The organism is Novosphingobium flavum (assembly GCF_014230315.1).
GTDB lineage: Bacteria > Pseudomonadota > Alphaproteobacteria > Sphingomonadales > Sphingomonadaceae > Novosphingobium > Novosphingobium flavum.
The window spans coordinates 1-21,297 of the sequence record NZ_JACLAW010000021.1 but is presented as its reverse complement, the minus strand read 5'-3'; the positions used below and the strand labels follow the sequence as shown (position 1 = coordinate 21,297).

The window sequence follows — 21,297 nt, the reverse complement described above, 5'->3', positions numbered from 1 at the left end:
GGCGATCTCGTCGAACGGGTTCATGCTCATCTTGACGTTGGCCAGGTCCACCCCCGAACCATCCGCCTTCACCCGCGGCTTCACGTTGTAATCGATCACCCGCTTCACCGGGACCAGGATCTTCATCATTTCCATCCCATCTTCGCCGGACGACATGGCCCGGCCGATATCATTCCGGGCGATAGCGCCTCGCCCCAAGGGCAGGCAAGGCGCCAGCCCTCAAATCTGCTCCAGCGCCTGGGCAAGATCGGCCACGATATCATCGATATGCTCGATCCCCACCGAGACGCGCACCACGTCGGCCCCGGCCCCGGCCTCGATCTGCGCCGCTTCCTCGAGCTGGCGGTGCGTGGTCGAACTCGGGTGAATGATCAGCGAGCGGGTATCGCCGATATTGGCGAGGTGGCTGAACAACTTGACCGAGGAGACCAGCTTTATGCCTGCCGCATAGCCACCCTTCACCCCGAACGTGAAGACCCCGCCGCCCTTGCCGCCCAGGTATTTGCGGGCCAGCTGGTGATAGGGGCTCTCCGGCAGGCCGGCATAGCTGACCCACGCAATCTTGGGATGGTTCTGCAACCACTGCGCCAGGTGCAGGGCATTGGCGCAGTGCCGCTCCATCCGCAGCGCCAGCGTCTCCATCCCGGTCAGGACATAGAAAGCGTTCTGGGGCGAGAGCGCCGGGCCAAGATCACGCAGACCCAGCGCCCGGCAGGCGAGGATGAAGGCGATATTGCCGAAAGCCTCGGTGAAGACCTTGCCGTGGTAGGAAGGATTGGGCGCCGAGAGGTAGGGATACTTGCCCGAGGCCGCCCAGTCGAACGTGCCCGCATCAACGATCACCCCCGCGATCGAATTGCCGTGGCCGCCAAGGAACTTGGTCGCCGAATGGACCACCACATCGGCCCCGTGCTCGATCGGGCGGCACAGCATCGGCGTCGCCATGGTATTGTCCACGATCAGCGGCACCCCGGCAGCGTGGGCCACTTTGGCGATGGCCTCGATGTCCTGTACCACCCCGCCGGGGTTGGCGATGCTCTCGATGAACACGGCGCGGGTCCGCTCGGTGATCGCCGCGGCAACCTTGCCCGGATCGTCGGCATCGACGAAGCGCCCGTGCCAGTCCATCTTGCGGAACGAATGGCCGATCTGGTTAAGCGAGCCGCCATAGAGCTTCTTGGCCGCGACGATCTCGCAGCCCGGCTCCATCAGCGTGTGAAAGGCGAGGAACTGCGCGGCATGGCCGGAAGCCGTGGCCAGCGCCGCCACGCCCCCTTCCAGCGCCGCCACCTTGCCCTCGAAAGCCCCGTTGGTCGGGTTCATCAGCCGCGTATAGACGTTGCCGAACACCTCGAGATTGAACAGCGCCGCGGCATGATCCACGTCGTCGAACACGTAGCTTGCGGTCTGGTAGATCGGGGTGATCCGCGCATTGGTGGCGGGATCGGGGGCGGTTCCGCCATGAACGGCAAGCGTCTCGAGCTTTTCGGCCATATGGTCCTCTCCGCGGGCCGTTTCGGGCCTCGGCGAACCTTGTGGCCTATCGCACGGCGCTTGTCAGCCGCATTCGCCGCCAATCCGGCGGCGGCGCCATCACGCCTCGGGCGCGCTGAGTTCGGCGCAGATCCGGGCCAGATCGGGCAACTGGAAGGTCTGCTCGAACACCAGCCCGTAATGCGGCGGCCGGCGCCAGCGCACCTTGGCGTGGAGCGTCGGCAGGACGGCGCATTCCAGCCGCACCAGTTCGTCGATCATCAGCCAGCCATTGCACTCGATCGAGGCGCCGCGCTGCGAAATGTCGCGCAGGATCACCGGGGTGCGCAGCCCCCCGGTGCAGACCGTGGCCTCCATCGCGATGTTGAGACGCGGCTGGCGGCGCGGGTGATCGGCTTGCTGGACCGCGATCAGCCGCACCAGGTCGACCTCGCCGGCAAAGCGGAAGCCGGCCATGTCCCCTTCGTGCCAGACCTGCTCGATCAGGTGACGCTCGCCGTTGTCGAACTCGATGATCAGCCGGCGGTGCCGGGGCAGCGGCGCGAACAGGCGCAGCTTGAGCCCGCCTTTCGACAAGTCGCGCACCACGCAAAGGAATTCGCGGTCGTCCGCGATCAGCTTGGCCGGGCGGATCATCATGGTCAGGCGCGGAGCGGCCCGGCGCTCGGTGCCCGCCTCTTCCTCGTCCTGCCAGCCGCAGACCTCGTCTCGCGCCGAATTGCCCATGTCGCCGTTCGTTAATCCCCGGTTTCCGGCCGAACCCGGAAACATTCGGAAAACATCGCAATCGGGAATTAAGTTCGGGTTAAAAGCTTGATTGACAGGTCATAACTGATCGCTCGAAGGCCCCACTGCGCCCCGCAGCCACACGGCTCCGTAACCATCGATCGTGGCGCCGGGCGCCGTGTTGACGCTGAGCAGCACCTCGCCCCGTTCACCACCATCGAATGATAGCGGCTCGGGGGAAAGGTTGAACCAGCAGGCGATCCGCTCGCCCTCCAGCACCCGTTCGAAGCCGAGGAGCGCCTCCCCCGCCTCGATCAGCCGGAACGAGCCCAGCCGCAGCGCCGGATGGGCCCGGCGCAGCACCAGCACCGCCCGCGCATGATGCAGCAGCGAGCCCGGATCGCCCTCCTGCTCGGCAATGTTGCGCGCCCGGTTGGCCAGCGACAGCGGCAGCCACGGCGTGCCCGTGGTAAACCCGGCCAGGTCCTCGCCCGTCCACGGCAGCGGCGTGCGCACCCCGTCGCGCGAGAGGGTGAGCGGCCAGTTGGCGATCGCCTCGGGGTCCTGCAGCATGTGAAACGGGATCTCGTCCTGTTCCAGCCCCAGTTCCTCGCCCTGGTAGAGGATGATGTTCCCGCGCAGCGCCGCCAGCAGGGCCAGCTTCATCCGGGCATAGGCCGCCATGTCCTCCGGCGCGCACCAACGCGAGACCGCGCGCGGCGCATCGTGGTTCTCGAAGGCCCAGCTCGGCCAGCCTTCCGAGCGCCCGTCCGCCCCCGGCGTGCCGTCCCAGCGCGCCATGATGTCCGCCACCAGGGCCGGGGTCAGCGCCGGGGCATAGAGAAAGTCGAAGCCATAGGCGCTGGAAAGCCGGTCCGGCCCCGAGGTGAAGGCCTTCATCTCGATCTCGGCATGGTCCCCGCCCACTTCGGCCACGGTATGGATCGCGCCATATTCGTCGCAGACCTTCCGGATCTTCTCGACGAAGCCGACCACGTCGGGGTGAGACTGGCTGTACTGGCGGATCTGGAAGTCGAACGGCCGGGTCCGCACCTTGCCGTCGTCGGGCGCGGGCGGATTGTCGCGCAGCTCGGGGTCGTGCATCGAATGGTTGAGCGCGTCGAGCCGGAAACCGTCCACCCCCCGCTCCAGCCAGAACCGCGCCGCGCCGAGCAGGGCCTCCTGCACCGCGAGATTGTGCACGTTGAGCTGCGGCTGCTCCTTCAGGAACGTGTGCAGGTAATATTGCCCGCGCCGCGCGTCCCAGGTCCAGGCCGGGCCGCCGAACACCGATTGCCAGTTGCACGGCGGGGTTCCATCCGGCTTGGGGTCGGCCCAGACATACCAGTCCGCCTTCGGATTGTCCCGGTCCGTCCGCCCCTCGGCGAACCACGGGTGGAGGTCGGAGGTATGGGCATAGACCTGGTCGATGATCACCTTCAGCCCCAGCGCGTGGGCCCGCGCCACCAGCGCGTCGAAATCGGCCAGCGAACCGAAAACCGGGTCCACCCCGCAGTAATCCGCCACGTCATAGCCGAAGTCGCGCATCGGCGAGGTGAAGAACGGGCTGATCCAGATCGCGTCGACCCCCAGCCGCGCTACGTGGTCCAGGCCTGCCGTGATCCCGGCGAGGTCGCCCACCCCGTCCCCGTCCGAATCGCGGAACGAGCGTGGATAGATCTGGTAGATCGCCGCTCCCTGCCACCACGGCGCTTCACCACCGGCCATCGAAAAGCTCCCGTTCGATTTCGCAGACGCAGCATAACCTATGCCAGCACCCGGCAAGACTGAATAGGTTTGCGCGTTTTGCAAATGCGTCCTTGTCGAATGCCCCCTCGCTGGCATAGTCATTGGCCAAGAGGGTTTTCAGGAGGAAACAGCGCCGCCGGCACCGGCGCGGCGATGGCTCTCGGCCATCTTCGCGGCGCGAGGACACGCGCGGCCATAACGATAATGAGTTCGCGGGAAGAGGACGTGGAGTTAACCGGCACCCGGCGCCCCAGCGCCCGGGGTGCCTGACGGACGGAGCACCGACGTGACCCTAGACCCCGCCTCCCCCGCTGCCGAGCTCGATGCGCTGATCCTTGATGTCCTGCGCCACCGCGTGGGCAAGGACGAGCTGGCCGCCAAGTCGCATGACTGGTTCAACGCCGCGGTCCTCGCCCTGCGCGACAAGGTGATCGACCGCTGGATCGAGAGCACCCGCCGCACTTACGAGGAGAAGGGCAAGCGGGTCTATTATCTCTCCGCCGAATTCCTGATCGGCCGCCTGCTGCGCGATGCCATGTCCAACCTCGGCCTCACGCGCGACATGGAAAAGGCCCTGTGCGAACACGGCCTCGACCTTGCCGCGCTCGAAGAGCTGGAGCCCGATGCCGCGCTTGGCAACGGCGGCTTGGGGCGCCTCGCCGCCTGCTTCATGGAAAGCCTCTCCACGCTGGACATCCCGGCCTACGGCTACGGCATCCGCTACGTGAACGGCATGTTCCGCCAGCGCGTGGTCGACGGCTGGCAGGTCGAGCGGCCGGAGACCTGGCTGGCCCACGGCAACCCGTGGGAGTTCGACCGGCGCGAGAGCGCCTACCTGATCGGCTTCGGCGGCGAAGTGGTCGAGAAGGCCGACGGGGTCGAATGGAAACCGGCCGAACAGGTCGAGGCGAGCGCGGTGGACACGCCGGTCGTCGGCTGGCGCGGCAAGCGGGTCAACACGCTGCGGCTGTGGACCGCCTCGGCGCTAGAACCGCTCAAACTCGATGCCTTCAACGCGGGCGACCACTTCGGCGCGCTGGCCGACGAAGTGAAGGCCGATGCCCTCGTGCGCGTGCTCTACCCGGCCGACTCGTCCGCCGCCGGGCAGGAGCTGCGCCTCAGGCAGGAGTATTTCTTCACCTCGGCCTCGATCCAGGACATCGTCCGCCGCCACGTGCAATACGAAGGCGACGTGCGGACACTGCCCGATCACGCCGCGATCCAGCTCAACGACACGCACCCCTCGGTCGCCGTCGCCGAGCTGATGCGGCTGCTGGTCGACAATCACGGGCTGGAGTTCGACGAGGCCTGGGAAGTCACCAAGAAAACCGTCGCCTATACCAACCACACCCTCCTGCCCGAGGCGCTGGAATCCTGGCCGCTCCCCCTGTTCGAGCGGCTGCTTCCGCGCCACATGCAGATCATCTACGCGATCAACAGCCGGGTCCTGCGCGAAGCGCGCAAGGCCGGGCTGGCGGACGCCGCGATCGCCGCGATCTCGCTGATCGACGAAGGGGGCGAGCGCCGGGTGCGCATGGCCAACCTCGCCTTCGTCGGGGCCCACTCGGTCAACGGCGTCGCCGCCCTGCATACAGACCTGATGAAGTCCACGGTCTTCGCCGACCTGCACAAGCTCTATCCCACCCGGATCAACAACAAGACCAACGGGGTCACCCCGCGCCGCTGGCTCCAGCAGTGCAATCCGGGCCTGACCTCGGTGATCCGCGACGCGATCGGCCCCGCTTTCCTCGACGATGCCGAAAAGCTCTCCGACCTCAACGCGCTGGCCGCCGACAGCGAGCTGGGCGAGCGGGTCGCCCTGGTCAAGCGCGCCAACAAGGTCGCGCTCAGCCAGCACATCAAGGAGCTGACCGGGATCAGGCTCAATCCCGATGCCCTGTTCGACGTCCAGATCAAGCGCATCCACGAATACAAGCGCCAGCTGCTCAACCTGATCGAGACCGTCGCGCTCTACGACCAGATCCGCAGCCATCCCGAGCGGGACTGGGTGCCGCGCGTCAAGATCTTCGGCGGCAAGGCTGCGCCCAGCTATCACAACGCCAAGCTGATCATCAAACTGGCCAATGACATCGCCCGCCGGGTCAATTCCGATCCTTCCGTCGGCGGCGTGCTCAAGGTCGTCTTCGTGCCGAACTACAACGTGACCCTGGCCGAGAGGATCATCCCCGCCGCCAACCTGTCCGAACAGATCTCCACCGCCGGCATGGAAGCCTCGGGCACCGGCAACATGAAGTTCGCGCTGAACGGCGCGCTCACCATCGGCACGCTCGACGGCGCCAATGTCGAGATCAAGGACAAGGTGGGAGACGAGAACATCTTCATCTTTGGCCTCACCGCCGAGGAAGTGCTGGCCAAGCGCGCCGAAGGCTATGTCCCGCGCGAAGTGATCGAAGGCTCGCGCGAATTGCAGCAGGCGGTCGCGGCGATTGCCTCGGGCGTCTTCTCGCCCGACGATCCCGATCGCTACGCCGCCCTTATGGGGGGGATCTACGACCATGACTGGTTCATGTGCGCCGCCGATTTCGACAGTTACGCCGCCGCCCAGCGCAAGGTCGATGCCCTGTGGGAGCAACCGAAGCTCTGGCGCCAGCAGGCGATCAGGAATATTGCCAATGTCGGCTGGTTCAGCTCGGACCGGACGATCGGCGAATATGCAAAAGAAATCTGGGGCGTGAAATAACACCCCTGAAGGAGAGACCTTGAAGCCGCCGAAGGCCGCCATCGATGCCCTGCTCGCCGGCACCCATGCCGATCCGTTCTCGCTGCTCGGCGTGCATGAGGGGCCCGAGGGCGCCTTCGCCCGGGCGATCCTGCCGGGCGCTCACCAGGCCGAGGCGCACAGCCTCGCGGGCGAGCCGCTCGGCGCGCTGACCCTCGCCGATCCGCGCGGCCTGTTCGAAGGCCCGGTCGCCGGCCCGCGCCAGCCGGTGCGATACCACTGCCGCGCCGGCCGCGCCGAATGGTGGGTGACCGACGCCTATTCGTTCGGCCCCGTCCTCGGCCCGGTTGACGATTTCCTGATCGCCGAAGGCACGCACCAGCGCCTGTTCGACAAGCTCGGCGCCCACCTGATCGACCACGAAGGCGCCAGCGGTGTGAACTTCGCGGTCTGGGCGCCCAATGCCGCCCATGTCTCGGTGGTCGGCGATTTCAACGACTGGGACGCCCGCCGCCACCCCATGCGCCGCCGCGCCGACATCGGCGTGTGGGAACTGTTCGTGCCCGACATCGGCGAATGGCGCGCCTACAAGTACCAGGTCACCGCGGCAGACGGGCAGGTCATGCCCTTGAAGGCCGATCCCTTCGCCTTCGCCTCCGAACTGCGCCCGAAAACGGCCTCGATGACCCTGCGCCCCGGCAAGGGCGACTGGGGCGACGAAGCCCACCGCGCGCACTGGGCCTCGATCGACCCGCGCCGCACCCCGATCTCGATCTACGAGGTCCACCCCGGATCGTGGGACCGGGACGAGAATGGCTGGTTCCTCTCGTGGGATGCCCTCGCCGAAAAGCTGATCCCCTACGTGGCCGACATGGGCTTCACCCATATCGAGTTCCTCCCCGTTTCCGAGCATCCCTACGATCCCTCGTGGGGCTATCAGACCACCGGGCTCTTCGCGCCCTCGGCCCGCTTCGGCGATCCCGAAGGCTTCGCCCGTTTCGTCGATGGCGCGCACCGCGCCGGGATCTGCGTGCTGATAGACTGGGTGCCCGCCCACTTCCCGACCGACGAGCACGGCCTCGCCCGGTTCGACGGCACCGCGCTGTACGAGCACGAAGACCCGCGCCTCGGCTTCCATCCCGACTGGAACACCCTGATCTACAATTTCGGGCGGCGCGAGGTGGCCAGCTTCCTCGTCAACAACGCCCTGTTCTGGGCCGAGCGCTACCATGTCGACGGCCTCAGGGTCGATGCCGTCGCCTCGATGCTCTACCGCGACTATTCGCGCAAAGCCGACGAGTGGATTCCCAACGAGCAGGGCGGGCGCGAGAACTGGGAGGCGGTCGAGTTCCTGCGCGCGATGAACCGCGCGGTCTACGGCAGCCACGCCGGCTTCCTCACCGTGGCCGAGGAATCGACCGCCTGGCCCGGCGTCACCCTGCCCGCGCACGAAGGCGGCCTCGGTTTCGGCTTCAAGTGGAACATGGGCTTCATGCACGACACGCTGAAGTACATGGCGCGCGAGCCGGTCCACCGGCAGTACCATCACGACGAGATCACCTTCGGCCTGATGTATGCCTTCTCCGAGAATTTCGTCCTGCCGCTCAGCCACGACGAGGTGGTCCACGGCAAGGGCTCCCTGCTGAACAAGATGAGCGGGGACGACTGGCAGAAATTCGCCTCCCTGCGCGCCTATTACGGCCTGATGTGGGCCTATCCCGGCAAGAAGCTGTTGTTCATGGGGCAGGAGTTCGCGCAAGCTCGCGAATGGAGCGAGGAACGCGCACTCGACTGGGATCTGCGCCAGCACGCCCCCCACGAAGGGGTCCGCTCGCTGGTCCGCGACCTCAACCGCCTCTACCGCGAAAAGCCCGCGCTCCACGCGCGCGACTGCGAGGGCGAAGGGTTCGACTGGCTGATCGTCGACGACAGCCAGAACTCGGTCTTCGCCTGGCTGCGCAAGGCGCCCGGCGCCGCGCCCATCGCCATCGTCTCGAACATGACGGCCAGCCCGCGGGAAGGCTACCGTCTGCCCCTGCCGCATGACGGGCGCTGGGCGGAAGTGCTCAACAGCGATGCCCCGGTCTACGGGGGCAGCGGCATCGGCAACATGGGGGCGATCACGTCCCATCACGGCGGGGCCACGATCACCCTGCCGCCACTGGCAACGGTCATGTTCGAATGGACCGGATCATAAGGGGGAGAAACAATGACGCGTAAGACTTACGGCCAGCCCCTTGCCCGCGATGCCATGGCCTATGTCCTGGCCGGCGGGCGCGGCAGCCGTCTCAAGGAACTGACCGACAACCGCGCCAAGCCCGCCGTCTATTTCGGCGGCATGAGCCGGATCATCGATTTCGCCCTGTCCAACGCGATCAATTCCGGCATCCGCCGGATCGGCGTCGCCACGCAGTACAAGGCCCACTCGCTGATCCGCCACATGAACCGCGCATGGAACTTCATGCGCCCCGAGCGCAACGAAAGCTTCGACATCCTCCCCGCCTCCCAGCGCATCGACGAGCTGCACTGGTACGAAGGCACGGCCGACGCGGTGTTCCAGAACATCGACATCATCCAGTCCTACGCGCCCAAATACATGGTCATCCTCGCCGGCGACCACATCTACAAGATGGACTACGAGCTGATGCTGCAACAGCACGTCAACTCCGGCGCCGACGTCACGATCGGCTGCCTCGTCGTGCCCAAGAAGGATGCCAGCGGCTTCGGGGTCATGGCGGTCGATGAAAAGGCGGTGATCACCGCCTTCGTCGAAAAGCCCAAGGACCCGCCGACCATTCCCGGCGATCCGGCGCACAGCCTCGCCTCCATGGGCATCTACGTGTTCGAGACGGAATTCCTGTTCGACCAGCTTCGCCGCGATGCCGAAGACCCCAATTCGAGCCGCGATTTCGGCGGCGACATCATCCCGCACATCGTGAAGCACGGCAAGGCGGTGGCCCACAAGTTCACCGACAGCTGCATCCGCGCGGCCGAGGAGATCGAGGAATACTGGCGCGACGTCGGCACGCTCGATGCCTATTTCGAAGCCAATCTCGACCTCACCGACACGGTCCCCAAGCTCAACATGTATGATCGGGACTGGCCCATCTGGACCGACCAGATCGTCGCCGCCCCTGCCAAGTTCGTGCATGACCAAGACGGCCGCCGCGGCCACGCCATCTCCTCGCTGATCAGCCAGGACTGCATCGTCTCCGGCGCCGTGGCCAAGCGCTCGCTGCTTTTCACCGGGGTCAAGATGGGCTCGTTCTCCAGCGTCGAGGAAGCGGTGATCCTGCCCTATTGCAACATCGGCCGCGGCGCCCGCCTCAGCAAGGTGATCATCGATTCGGGCGTGCGCATTCCCGAAAACCTCGTCGTCGGCGAAGACCCGGTACTAGACGCCCAGCGCTTCCGCCGCACCGAAAACGGCGTCTGCCTGATCAACAAGAAGATGATCGAGCAGTTGAAGTGACCTTGCACGTCCTGTCCGTCGCGTCCGAGGCCGTGCCGCTCATCAAGACCGGCGGCCTCGCCGACGTGGCCGGCGCACTCCCCGCCGCCCTCGCCCCGCACGATTGCCACCTGACCACGCTGATCCCCGGCTACCCCTCGGTCCTCGCCAAGCTGGCCGGCGCCAAGCCCGTCCACAAATGGGCTGACCTGCTCGGCGCTCCGGCCCGCCTCCTCGCGGCCGGAGACCTGCTCGTCCTCGATTGCCCCGCCCTGTTCGAGCGCGGCGGGCGCCCCTACACCGACGATGCCGGGCATGACTGGCAGGACAACTGGCGCCGCTTCGCCGCTTTCGGCCGCGCCGCCGCCGACATTGCCGGCGGCGCCGTCAAAGGCCGGAAATTCGACCTCCTCCACGCGCACGACTGGCAATCGGGCCTCGCCCCCGCCTACCTGCGCTTCGCCCCGCCCAAACAGCTGAAAAAGCCGATGCCGGCGGTGATGACCATCCACAACATGGCCTTCCAGGGCTACTATCCCGCCCCCCTGTTCCGCCAGCTCGGCTTGCCCTCGGAGGCCTGGGCCTGGGACGGGGTGGAATACCACGGCGGCGTCGGCTTCCTCAAAGCCGGGCTCGAATGCGCCTGGGCGATCACCACGGTCAGCCCCACTTACGCGCGCGAAATCCGCACCCCCGAATTCGGCATGGGCCTCGAAGGCCTGATCACCAGCCGGGGCGAGAACGTGATCGGCGTGGTCAACGGCATCGACACGGCCGAGTGGAACCCGGAGGCAGACCCGGCGCTGGCCGCGCCCTTCTCGGCCAAGGCCCTGGCCAAACGCACCGCCAACAAGCGCGCCCTCGAAGCCGAATTCGGCCTCGAACCCGGCGAAGGCCCGCTGTTCGTCGTGATCAGCCGCCTCACCTGGCAAAAGGGCATGGACGTCCTGCTCGAATGCCTCGAACACCTCGTCTGGCTCGGCGGGCGGCTGGCCCTGCTCGGCTCGGGCGATGCCGCGCTCGAAACCGCCTTCCACGCCGCCGCCGCCCGCCACCCCGGCAAGATCGGCGTCCACACCGGCTATGACGAAGCCCTGTCCCACCGCATGCAGGCCGGCGGAGACGCGATCCTCGTCCCCAGCCGGTTCGAGCCCTGCGGCCTCACCCAGCTCTATGGCCTGCGCTACGGCTGCGTGCCGATCGTGGCCCGCACCGGCGGGCTGGCGGATACGGTGATCGACGCCAACCTCGCCGCCCTCTCGATCAATGCCGCCACCGGCGTGCAGTTTGACGGCGTCACCGCCCCCGCCCTCAAGAACGCGCTCGACCGCACCGCCCTCCTCTGGCGAAACCGCGAAGAGTGGCGCTCCCTCCAGCGCGCCGGGATGAAGCAGGACTTCTCGTGGCGCCGCTCGGGCGCGGCCTATGCCGCGCTTTACCGCAGGCTGGTGACAGCCGCCGCCTGACCGACAAATTCAGAGCGCCCCTGCTCCGATTGATTCGAGCCACCACGCCGTCGCCTCGCGCCGGCCATCGTGGCATACCGCTGTCATGGAGCAGGATTACAACATGAAAACAAAGCCCTATCGCCCGGCCCACCGGATCGCTCGCCCTTCGCTCAGCCTTGCCGCCCTCACCGCCTTGCTCGCCGCCGTCCCGCTCACCCCGGCACCCGCCGCCCCTGCCGCCCCCGGTGGCACGGCCCGCGCCCTCGCCGCCGCGCCCAAGGTCGTCCTCGCCAGCGGCAAGCTCAAGGTCACCATCGCCCCGCCGGATGGCAAAAAGGGCTTCTATCGCAGCACCCGGTTCGACTGGTCGGGCATGATCACCGACGTCACCCTCGGTGCCACCCATTTCTACGGGCCGTGGACCGACGGGGTCAGCGAAGAGGTGCATGATTTCGCCGATACCCCCACCGGGGTCGTGGTCAGCCCGCGCAACCCGGCGACCGGCCCGGCCGAGGAATTCGCCAACCGCGATGGCGAGACCGTCCCCGGATACAATGCCGCCCCGGCCGGCGGCACCTTCATCAAGATCGGCGTCGGCCGCCTGCGCAAGGCCGATCTCAAGCCCTACGATCACTTCAACGCCTACGACATCGTCGACGGCGGCACTTGGACCCTGCGCCGCACCCCCGCCCGGATGGTCTTCATCCAGCGCCTGCCCACCGGGGCGGACGGCTACGGCTACGAATACGAAAAGTCGGTCACCCTCGCCCCCGGCGGGGTGATGACCATCGCGCACCGCCTGCGCAACACCGGCCGCCTGCCGATCCAGACCCAGCTCTACACCCACAACTTCGCCCGCTTCGGCGGCGCCGAGATCGGCCCCGGCGTCACCGCACGCTTCCCCTTCCCGCTCACCGGCCCCGTGTCCGATCCCGCACTGGCCGCTATCGACGGCAACGAACTGCGCTATCTGAAGCCGCTGCACCCCGGCGACCGCATCCAGCTTCCCGCCCAGCCCGGCGATCCGGCCCTGAACGGCGGCCCGTTCACCATCACCGGCGCCAATGGCGCCTCGATCACCATGGCGGCCGACGTGCCGCTGGTGCGCACCGCCATCTGGTCGATCCGCCGCACCGTGGCGATCGAACCCTTCGTCGCGATCAACGTCGCGTCCGGCGCCGAACAACGCTGGTCCTGGCGCTACACCTACACCGAGGCAAAACGGCCGAGGTAACCAACGGCAGCTTCCGGGCAGCCGAGCCGGGCAAGCGCCGGGCGACAATGTTGGAGGTAGCTGCCATCTCATCCCGTCGCCCCTGCGGAGGCAGGGGCGACTGAGGTTAGGTCGCGCCATGCCAGCAAAGTCATCGCACCCGAACTGATCGCCTTCCCCCACCCCGCCCTTTCCTACTCGCCCCCGCCCTGTCATCCTTCGCAAGTGCGGGAGCATTCCCGCTGCGAAGCCTCCCGGGCGCAACCGAGTTGGAGAAGTGTCACCCATGCACAACCCGCCGCGCCCCAGTAAAAACAACGGGTTACCCCCGAAGCCGGCCGATAGCAGGGTGACACCCGTGTCACCCACCCCGCCCGGCACCACGTTCCGCATCCGCGCGCCTCACGCCGAATCGGTCAGCCTCTGCCTGTTCGACGCCGCCGACCGCGAAACCGCCCACCCCATGATGCGCGAAGGCGAGGACTGGACCCTCCATCTCCCCGAAGCCGGCCCCGGCACCCGCTACGGCCTGCGCGCCAGCGGGCCCTTCGCCCCCGAACAGGGCCACCGCTTCGACCAGTCCAAGCTGCTCGTCGATCCCCGCGCCCAGCTGCTTGACCGCCGCTTCGCCTACGATCCCCGCCTCGCCGCCCTCGGCGTCGACACGGCCGATCTCGTCCCCAGGGCGGTGATCCCCGCCCCGCTGCCCCCGCTCGATCCCGCCCCGCCCTGCTTCACCCCCGGCGGCCTGATCTACGAGGTCAACGTCCGCGCCCTCACCATGCTCCACCCGGACATCCCGGCGCCCCTGCGCGGCACGGTCGGCGCGCTCGCCCACCCCGCGATCCTCGCTCACCTCAAAAAGCTCCACGTCTCCGCCGTCGAACTGATGCCGATCACCGCCTGGATCGACGAGCGCCACCTGCCCCCGCTCGGCCTGACCAATGCCTGGGGCTACAACCCGGTCGTGCCGATGGCGCTCGATCCGGGCCTCTGCCCCGGCGGCCTTGCCGAACTGCGCGCCACGGTCGCCGCACTGCACGCCCACGGCATCGGCGTCCTGCTCGACCTCGTGTTCAACCACACCGGCGAGAGCGACGTCTTCGGCCCGACCCTGTCCTTGCGCGGGCTCGACAACCGCGAGACCTATGCCCACGACAGCAAAGGCCACCTCGTCAACGACACCGGCTGCGGCAACACGCTCGACTTTGCCCGCCCCCACGTGCGCCAACTCGCCCTCGAAACCCTGCGCCACTTCGTGCGCCTCTGCGGGATCGACGGTTTCCGCTTCGATCTCGCCCCGGTCATGGCCCGCGCGCCCGGCTTTGCCGCCGATGCCCCGATCTTCGCCGAAATCGCCGCCGATCCGGTTCTGGCCGACCGCGTCCTGATCGCCGAGCCGTGGGACATTGGCCCCGGCGGCTACCAGCTCGGCAATTTCCCCGCCAACTGGCTCGAATGGAACGATCGCTACCGCGACGATGTGCGCCGCTTCTGGCGGGGCGATGCGGGTGTGGGCCTGCTCGCCACGCGCCTTGCCGGCTCGACCGACCTGTTCGGCACGGCGCCCCGCTCGGTCAACTTCGTCGCCGCCCATGACGGCATGACCCTGGCCGACACCCTCGCCTGGTCAGGCCGCCACAACTGGGCCAACGGCGAGGAAAATCGCGACGGCCACGGCGGCGAAGTGATCTGGAACTGCGGCGCCGAAGGGCCGAGCGAAGATCCCGCCATTCTGGCCCACCGCGCCGCCGATGCCCGCGCCCTGCTCGGCACGCTCTTCGCCTCGGCCGGGGCAATAATGCTCACCGCCGGAGACGAATTCGGCCGCAGCCAGCAAGGCAACAACAATGCCTATTGCCAGGACAATCACCTGACCTGGCTCGACTGGGCGGGGCGCGACACCGCGCTCGAAGACCACGTCGCCGCCCTCGCGGCCTGGCGCGCCGCGCGTCTTCCCGCCCTATGCGTCTTCCCCGAACCCGGCGCCTGGCTCACCCTCGAAGGCGCCGCGATGACCGTGCCCGACTGGGAAAGCGCCGAAACCCCGGGCCTCGCCTACCGCGCCGCCGCCATGGAGCCTGCCTACGCGGTACGGATCGACCGCCCGGCCCGGACGGTCCAGCTCGACCCATGATGCGTACTCCGAACGACAGGCTTGCCAGCGACCCTTCGATTCGTGTTATGGGCATCTATGGACATGGGCGCCTCGCTCGAACGGCACGTCGCCAACCTGCTGACAGTGCTCGCCGTGGGCGAGAGTGGCAGCATGACGGCCGCATCCCGCACCAACCTCAAGGCCACATCGGCCATCTCGCGGTCGGTGCAGGAACTGGAGCTGGAAGTTGGCAAGCCGCTGTTTGAACGCACCGCCCGCGGCGTGCGCGAAACCGAGTATGGCAAGATCATCCTCGAACGCGCCGCACGCCTGCGCGACGAGCTGGACAGCGCCGCCGATGCCGTGTTCCGCGCGGTCCCGCGCGGCAAGCAGCCCTCGCGCCACCGCACCCGCGCGGTCCTCGCCAGCGGCCGCAAGCTCAAGATGATCGCCGACATCTGCGAACTGCGCTCGATCGGTGCCGCTGCCCAGCGCATCGGCATGTCGCAGGCCGGGGTCTCGATGGCGATCGGCCGGGTCGAGGCCGCGCTCGGCATCGACCTGTTCATCCGCCGCAACGAGGGCGTCGCGCCGACCGAGGCGGCGGAGATCCTCGCGGGCTGCGCCTCGCGCGTCGTCGCTGAACTGCGCCACCTCCAGGCCGACCTGCTCTCGATCACCGGCTCGGTTGGGGGGACCATCGTCGTCGGCACCACCCATCTCGGGCGGTCCTATTCCTTCCCCGTCGCCATCGCCGCGGCGATCGAGCGCCATCCCTATATCCGCGTCCGCCAGGTCGAGGGTTCTTACCGCCATCTCGTCGGCCAGCTCCGCGCCGGTGAGATCGACGTCCTGTTCGGTGTCCTGCGCGAAGGCGATCTCGGCGGCGGCCTCGTCGGCGAACCCCTGTTCGTCGACCGGATGAGCGTGCTGGCCGGCGCCGGCCATCCCCTCGCCAGCCGGGGAAAGCTCGATCTCGCCGATCTCACCCGCGAAAAGTGGATCCTGCCCAGCCCCAATTCGGTCGGGCTCGATCAGGTCGAGGCCTGCTTCCGGGGCCTCGGGCTGCCGGTCCCGCGTTCCTCGGTGGAAACCGGCGACCTCGCCACCTTGCGGCAGTTGCTGGAGACCGACAACATGGTGGCCATCGCCTCGCCCCGCCAGCTCGCCTTCGAGATACGCGCCGGGGTCGTGGTCGAACTCCCGGTCGAATTCGAGGTGCCCGGCATAGAAGTGGGCCTGATCCACCGGGCCAGCGCGCTGATGCCGCAGGCCGCGCTCGCCCTGATCGAGGAAGTCCGCAGGCTGGCCGCCTGAACCCTCAGCCGACCTGCAGCCGCGCGCCCCCGCTTGCCGGACCGACCGTGCCCACCACGGCGGCCGCGCCGCAGCCATGGCGCGCGAAGACTTCCAGCACCGCCCCGGCGACTTCCGGCGCGCAGCTCACCAGCAGCCCCCCGCTGGTCTGCGGATCGGTCAGCAGCGCGCGATCAAGCTCGCTCACCCCCTCGCCCAGCGCCACTTCGCCGCCATAGCTTGCCCAGTTGCGACCCGAGGCCCCGGTGATGAAGCCCTGCGCGGCAAGGTCCGCCACGCCCGGCAGCAACGGCACGCTGCTCCAGTCGATCCGCACCTCGCAGTCCGCCCCGCGCGCCAGTTCGAGCGCATGGCCGGCAAGGCCGAAGCCCGTCACGTCGGTCAGGGCATGGACCCCGTCCAGCGCCGCCAGATCGGGCCCGGCCTTGTTGAGCAGGGTCGTGCTGGCGATCATCGCGTCGTAGCCCTCGGCCGGCAGCGCCTCCTTCTTGAGCGCGGCGGAATAGATCCCCACGCCCAGCGGCTTGCCCAGCACCAGCACGTCGCCCACCTTCGCCGAGGCATTGCGCCGCACCTTGCCGACCGGCGCCGTACCGATCACGGCGAGCCCGTAGATGGGCTCGACCGAATCGATCGAATGGCCCCCGGCGATCGGAATGCCCGCCGCCGCGCAGGCTGCCGCCCCGCCTTCCAGCACCCGGCCGATGGTCTGCGGCGAGAGCACGCCGATCGGCATGGCCACCAGCGCCAGCGCCATGATCGGGGTCCCGCCCATGGCATAGACGTCGCTGATCGCATTGGTCGCCGCGATCCGGCCAAAGTCGTAGGGATCATCGACGATCGGCATGAAGAAGTCGGTCGTGGCGATGACCGCCAGGTCGTCCGACACCTGATAGACCGCCGCGTCGTCCGCCGTCTCGATGCCCACCAGCAATTGCGGCGGCACCGGCAGGGCGGCCGTGCCGCGCAGCATTTCCGAAAGCACGCCGGGCGCGATCTTGCAGCCGCAACCGCCGCCGTGCGAGAGCGAGGTCAGGCGCGGTTCACCGCTCATTTCAGCAACTCCAGCTGGGCGGAAAAGCCCGCCTCGTCCTCAAGGCAGCGCATGTCGAGCAGCAGGCTGCCGCCCGCCACCCGCCCGATCACCGGCACCGGCAGGGCGCGCAGCCGATCGGCCAGCGCCGCCAGCGCCTTGCCGCTCCCCTTGCCCGCCGGGGCGATGCAAACGGCATGGCTGGCGATCACTTCCTCCGGTAGCGAACCGCTCCCGACCTGGCTGCCAACCGGGGTCACGGTCACGTGCCAACCCGTCCCCAGCGCCGCACCGACCAGCGGCGCCATCCGCTCGGCAAGGGCCGCGATCTCGCCCTCGGGCCGGGTCAGCAGGCGATAGGTCGGCAGGTCGCGGGTCAGCAGGTCCGGTTTGCGATAGGCGAGCAGCGTCGCCTCCAGCGCGCCTAGCGTCATCTTGGACACCCGCAGCGCCCGCTTGAGCGGATGCTTCTTGATCTTCGCGATGAGGTCCTTGCGCCCGGCGATCAGCCCGGCCTGCGGCCCGCCCAGCAGCTTGTCCCCGCTGAACGTCACGACGTCGACGCCCGCGGCGATGCAGTCGCGCACCACCGGTTCCGCCGGCAGTCCCAGCGCCACCAGGTCGATCAGGCTCCCCGCACCAAGGTCCTCGATGAACGGCAGCCCGTGCGCATGAGCAATCGCGGCCACCTCGGACTGGGCAACCGCCTTGGTAAATCCCTCGATCCGGTAATTGCTGGCATGGACCTTCATCAGCGCCGCGGTCTTCGGCCCGATCGCAGCCTCGAAGTCCCGCGCATGGGTGCGATTGGTCGTGCCGACCTCGACCAGCTTCACGTTCGCCGCCCGCATCACGTCGGGCACGCGGAAGGCCCCGCCGATCTCGACCAGTTCCCCGCGCGAGACGACCACTTCCCGCCGCCCGGCCAGCGCGGCCAGCACCAGCAGAACGGCAGCGGCATTGTTGTTGACCACGGTCGCCGCCTCGGCCCCGGTCAGTTCGCAGATCAGCCCCTCGACGATCGTGTCGCGGTCACCCCGCCCGCCGGTGGCGAGATCGAATTCGAGCGCGCAGGCCTCGCGCATGGCCATGGCCGCATGGTCGATCGCCGCCTCGGCCAGCTGGGCCCGGCCAAGGTTGGTGTGCAGCACGGTTCCGGTCAGGTTGTAGACCCGTTGCAGTGCCGTTGCAGTGCGGCCCCGCGCCTCGGCCGCCGCCTGCTCCGCCAGCATATCGAGCGAAGGCACCGCCTCGCCGCCCGAGCGGTGCCGCTCCAGCACGGCCCGCGCCGCTCCGACCACGAGGTTGTGCCCATGCTCGCCCGCCAGAGCGGCAAGGCCGGGCTGGCGGATGAGCAGATCGACGGACGGCAGGCGGTTCATGCTCTCTCCCGGCAGCAGGGGACACGCCCCGGCAAACAGGCGAGCGGCATAGCACCTTGCAACGCCGCCGCACTATTCCATAACAGACTTCGTACGCCCCATGACAAATCGGCCAAGCGGGCCAGCTCAGTCCGCCGCTTCGGCGAAAACCTCTTCCGTCTCGGCCTCTGCCTCGACCTCATGCGCATGGGGCTTCTCGTCCTCCATCCGCACGAAAGCAGCGAGCGAGAACAGCGCCAGCAGCCCTCCGAACAGGAAGACAGGCACGAAGTGCGCCTTGGTCAGGTGTTCTCCGTCGCCGCCCTGAAGCTGCGCGCTGATGCGCAAGAGCAGCGCGAACAGCACCACGCCGACCGCCGAGCCAACCTGCTGGGCCATGGTCGTCAGCGCCGTGGCGTGGCTCGAACGTTCGCGCGGAATCTCGACGAAGCCCATGGTGTTGAGCGCCATCATCCCGAGCGAAGTACAAAGCCCGCTCGCCAGCACGACAACGAAGATCAGCGGCAGCGGCCATTGCCGGTCGAACAGGGCATAACAGCAATAGATGATCGCGCTGGCCGTGGTCACCCCGATCAGCATGTGGCGCAAGGTCACACGCGCCAGCACATGCTTGGTCATGAACCGCGTGCTGACCGCGCCGAGCGCCGAGCCGGTAGCCACCGCGCCCGAGACGATCGCCGGAAAGCCGAGCCCCATCTGCAACAGCAGAGGCAAGGCAAAGGCCCCGCCGAACATCGCCATCCGCAATGGCAGCGCGCCCAGCACGTTGGTCCGGAAGGTCGGATAGCGCAGGATGCGAAGATCGATCACCGGATCCTTCGCCCGCAGCCCGTGCAGAACATAGACCACCAACAGGGCCGCCCCGGCGGCCAGCAATCCGATCGAGACGGGCATGGTGGTCACGCCCTTGCCGAAGGTTTCCAGCCCGCCAAGGAACGACCCCATCCCGGCGGCCATCAGCAGGAAGCCGACGATGTCGAATCGCGGCACGTCATGACGTCCCTCGATCTTCGGCACGGTCATCAGCGCCAGCACGAAAGCGGCGATGCCCAGCGGAATGTTGATGAAGAATATCCACCGCCACGAAAGCCAGGTCACCAGCGTGCCACCGACCAACGGCCCGATCAGGCGGCCGACCGTGGGCGGAATGGTGAACCAGGCCATGGCCGCAAGCAGTTCGCCCGGCGGGACCGAGCGGATCATGATCAGCCGCGCGATCGGCACCATCAGCGCCCCGCCGAGCCCCTGGAGGATGCGGCATCCCACGAGGAATTCCACCGAAGTCGCCATGCCGCACAGGACCGAGGCGAACGAAAAGATCGCCACCGCCGCACAGAAAGTCGTGCGCGCGCCGAGCCGGTCGGCCAGCCACGCGCTAAGCGGAAGGAATGCGGCCAGGCTCACCGCATAGGAGGCGATCACCGTATTGAGATGGAGCGCCGGCACGTTCAGCGAGGCGGCCATCCCCGGCAAGGCCACGTTGAGCGCGGACAGGTCGATATTCTGAAGAAAGATCGGGCAGGCCACGATCAGCGGCACCCAATTGCGCTTCGCCATTTTCTCCATTTCGTATCCCGACCTGAGCTCAGCGACCCGGCCGGGCTCGGACGGGTCGCTCGATCATGGGCGAAGCCGCAGCCTGCCCAGCGATGCGCGGCCGGTCGATCCGCCGCGAGGCCAGTCAGCCCCTCGCCGTGCGCGCCCCGGCGCTAGCCAATCGCCGGACCGAAGTAAACTGCCCGGCACTTGCCGATAAGTGATTTGGCCGCCTCGATTTGTTTGCCGGGTCAGCGCGGAACCGGCGGCGTGGCGGAAAGGCCCGGAATCTTGGCGAGGCCGGCGAGGACGCAGCTATCGTCCTGATCGCCGGTTCCGCCGCTCGCGGCCACTGCCCCGATCAGGACACCATCCTGGTAGAGCGGCTCACCGCCGGTGTAGAGCGCCATGTAGGGGCGGACTTTCGCCCGCTCTTCCACGTTCGCGCGCAGCCGCACCTTGATCGCCGCGGTCGATTCCCCGAAAACCACGACCGCCGAAGCCTTGCGCGCCGCGACGAATATCCGCCCCGGCACGGCGCCATCGGCATTCATGCCGAAGCGCAGGTTGCCCTTGATATCGGTGATCCCGACGCCGACCCTTATGTTCTGGGCGAGACAGGCGTTGACGATCGCCTGGCCCAGCCGCATCGACAGGGCGAGACTGGGCGCCAGAGTGGTGTCGGCCGGAGCCGGCGGCTGCCCGCCGGGAGGTTGCGGCCGCGGGGCGCGCAGCATCCGCTCCAGGCCCGGCGGGGTTTCGTCGCCCGGCAAAAGCAGCGGATCGGAAGCCGGCGCGGCGTCAGCGGGTGCCGGAGCCGGGGCGGCGACCGGAGCCTGCTGCGCGCAAGCGGCGGCGGCCAGCCCTGCTGCCGTGGTTGCGGCAAGGGTTGCGAACAGTCGTGTCAGGCGCATGGTGCGGCTTCTCCCTCTTGCATGTCGATGCCCCCTGTCTCCCGTGTGGCAGGCGGCGCTCAATCGTGGTGGCTTGCGGCCTTTTGCTTGCGCAGGACCTGCCAGATTTCGTCTTCGAGCTGTCGGTGCTCGGGGCTGTGCTTGATGTCGAGCGAGCGGGGGCGGCCGAAGGGGATCTGCCATTCCTGGACGATCCGCGCGGGCCGGGCGCTGAAGGCGATGACCCGGTCGGCGAGGAACACGGCCTCGTCGATCT

14 protein-coding genes and 2 pseudogenes are annotated in these 21,297 nt (G+C 68.0%); 7 read left to right on the top strand and 9 right to left on the bottom strand.

Annotation, left to right across the window (positions count from 1 at the left end; translation table 11 throughout):
- The 4 genes and pseudogenes from H7F51_RS18385 to H7F51_RS18370 all read right to left on the bottom strand — a co-directional run.
- A pseudogene (locus tag H7F51_RS18385) lies at window positions 1-126 on the bottom strand (electron transfer flavoprotein subunit beta/FixA family protein); the annotation flags it as partial.
- 93 nt (window positions 127-219) lie between these two features.
- On the bottom strand, window positions 220-1,494 hold the full coding sequence (locus H7F51_RS18380; RefSeq protein ID WP_185665786.1) for an O-acetylhomoserine aminocarboxypropyltransferase: 1,275 nt from the start codon (window positions 1,492-1,494) through the stop codon (window positions 220-222).
- 99 nt (window positions 1,495-1,593) lie between these two features.
- Window positions 1,594-2,220: a PilZ domain-containing protein gene (locus H7F51_RS18375; protein ID WP_185665785.1), complete on the bottom strand. Its 627-nt coding sequence runs from the start codon at window positions 2,218-2,220 to the stop codon at window positions 1,594-1,596.
- Window positions 2,221-2,319: 99 nt separating this feature from the next.
- Window positions 2,320-3,948, bottom strand: coding sequence for an alpha-glucosidase family protein (locus tag H7F51_RS18370; protein ID WP_185665784.1), 1,629 nt, complete (start codon window positions 3,946-3,948; stop codon window positions 2,320-2,322).
- A gap of 307 nt (window positions 3,949-4,255) precedes the next feature.
- Between H7F51_RS18370 and H7F51_RS18365 the strand changes: the two genes are divergently transcribed.
- The 7 genes from H7F51_RS18365 to H7F51_RS18335 all read left to right on the top strand — a co-directional run bounded on the left by H7F51_RS18365 (window position 4,256) and on the right by H7F51_RS18335 (window position 16,176).
- Window positions 4,256-6,670, top strand: coding sequence for a glycogen/starch/alpha-glucan family phosphorylase (locus H7F51_RS18365; RefSeq protein ID WP_185665783.1), 2,415 nt, complete (start codon window positions 4,256-4,258; stop codon window positions 6,668-6,670).
- Between the two features lie 19 nt (window positions 6,671-6,689).
- A complete protein-coding gene (gene glgB / locus H7F51_RS18360) occupies window positions 6,690-8,846 on the top strand; it encodes a 1,4-alpha-glucan branching protein GlgB (protein ID WP_185665782.1) in 2,157 nt (718 codons plus the stop codon).
- A gap of 12 nt (window positions 8,847-8,858) precedes the next feature.
- Entirely contained in the window at window positions 8,859-10,121 is a 1,263-nt protein-coding gene (glgC, locus tag H7F51_RS18355) for a glucose-1-phosphate adenylyltransferase (protein ID WP_185665781.1), read from the top strand.
- Window positions 10,118-11,566: a glycogen synthase GlgA gene (gene glgA / locus H7F51_RS18350; RefSeq protein WP_185665780.1), complete on the top strand. Its 1,449-nt coding sequence runs from the start codon at window positions 10,118-10,120 to the stop codon at window positions 11,564-11,566. The genes glgC and glgA overlap by 4 nt, the downstream gene beginning before the upstream one ends.
- A gap of 103 nt (window positions 11,567-11,669) precedes the next feature.
- Window positions 11,670-12,782: a hypothetical protein gene (locus H7F51_RS18345; RefSeq protein ID WP_185665779.1), complete on the top strand. Its 1,113-nt coding sequence runs from the start codon at window positions 11,670-11,672 to the stop codon at window positions 12,780-12,782.
- A 337-nt stretch (window positions 12,783-13,119) separates the two neighbouring features.
- A complete protein-coding gene (glgX, locus tag H7F51_RS18340; RefSeq protein WP_343061337.1) occupies window positions 13,120-14,898 on the top strand; it encodes a glycogen debranching protein GlgX in 1,779 nt (592 codons plus the stop codon).
- 57 nt (window positions 14,899-14,955) lie between these two features.
- Window positions 14,956-16,176, top strand: coding sequence for a LysR family transcriptional regulator (locus tag H7F51_RS18335; protein WP_185665777.1), 1,221 nt, complete (start codon window positions 14,956-14,958; stop codon window positions 16,174-16,176).
- Window positions 16,177-16,180: 4 nt separating this feature from the next.
- Here the strand turns inward: H7F51_RS18335 and selD are convergent, their stop codons facing one another.
- From selD to H7F51_RS18310, 5 genes and pseudogenes are all read right to left on the bottom strand, one after another.
- Entirely contained in the window at window positions 16,181-17,230 is a 1,050-nt protein-coding gene (gene selD, locus H7F51_RS18330; RefSeq protein WP_185665776.1) for a selenide, water dikinase SelD, read from the bottom strand.
- Window positions 17,227-18,591: an L-seryl-tRNA(Sec) selenium transferase gene (gene selA / locus H7F51_RS18325; RefSeq protein WP_185665775.1), complete on the bottom strand. Its 1,365-nt coding sequence runs from the start codon at window positions 18,589-18,591 to the stop codon at window positions 17,227-17,229. Before selA ends, selD begins: the two co-directional genes overlap by 4 nt.
- A 126-nt stretch (window positions 18,592-18,717) precedes the next feature.
- Window positions 18,718-20,148, bottom strand: coding sequence for an MFS transporter (locus H7F51_RS18320; protein WP_185665774.1), 1,431 nt, complete (start codon window positions 20,146-20,148; stop codon window positions 18,718-18,720).
- A gap of 230 nt (window positions 20,149-20,378) precedes the next feature.
- Complete coding sequence (locus H7F51_RS18315) at window positions 20,379-21,041, bottom strand: heme-binding protein (RefSeq protein ID WP_185665773.1); 663 nt, start codon at window positions 21,039-21,041, stop codon at window positions 20,379-20,381.
- 59 nt (window positions 21,042-21,100) lie between these two features.
- Window positions 21,101-21,297: pseudogene (locus tag H7F51_RS18310) on the bottom strand (hypothetical protein); the annotation flags it as partial.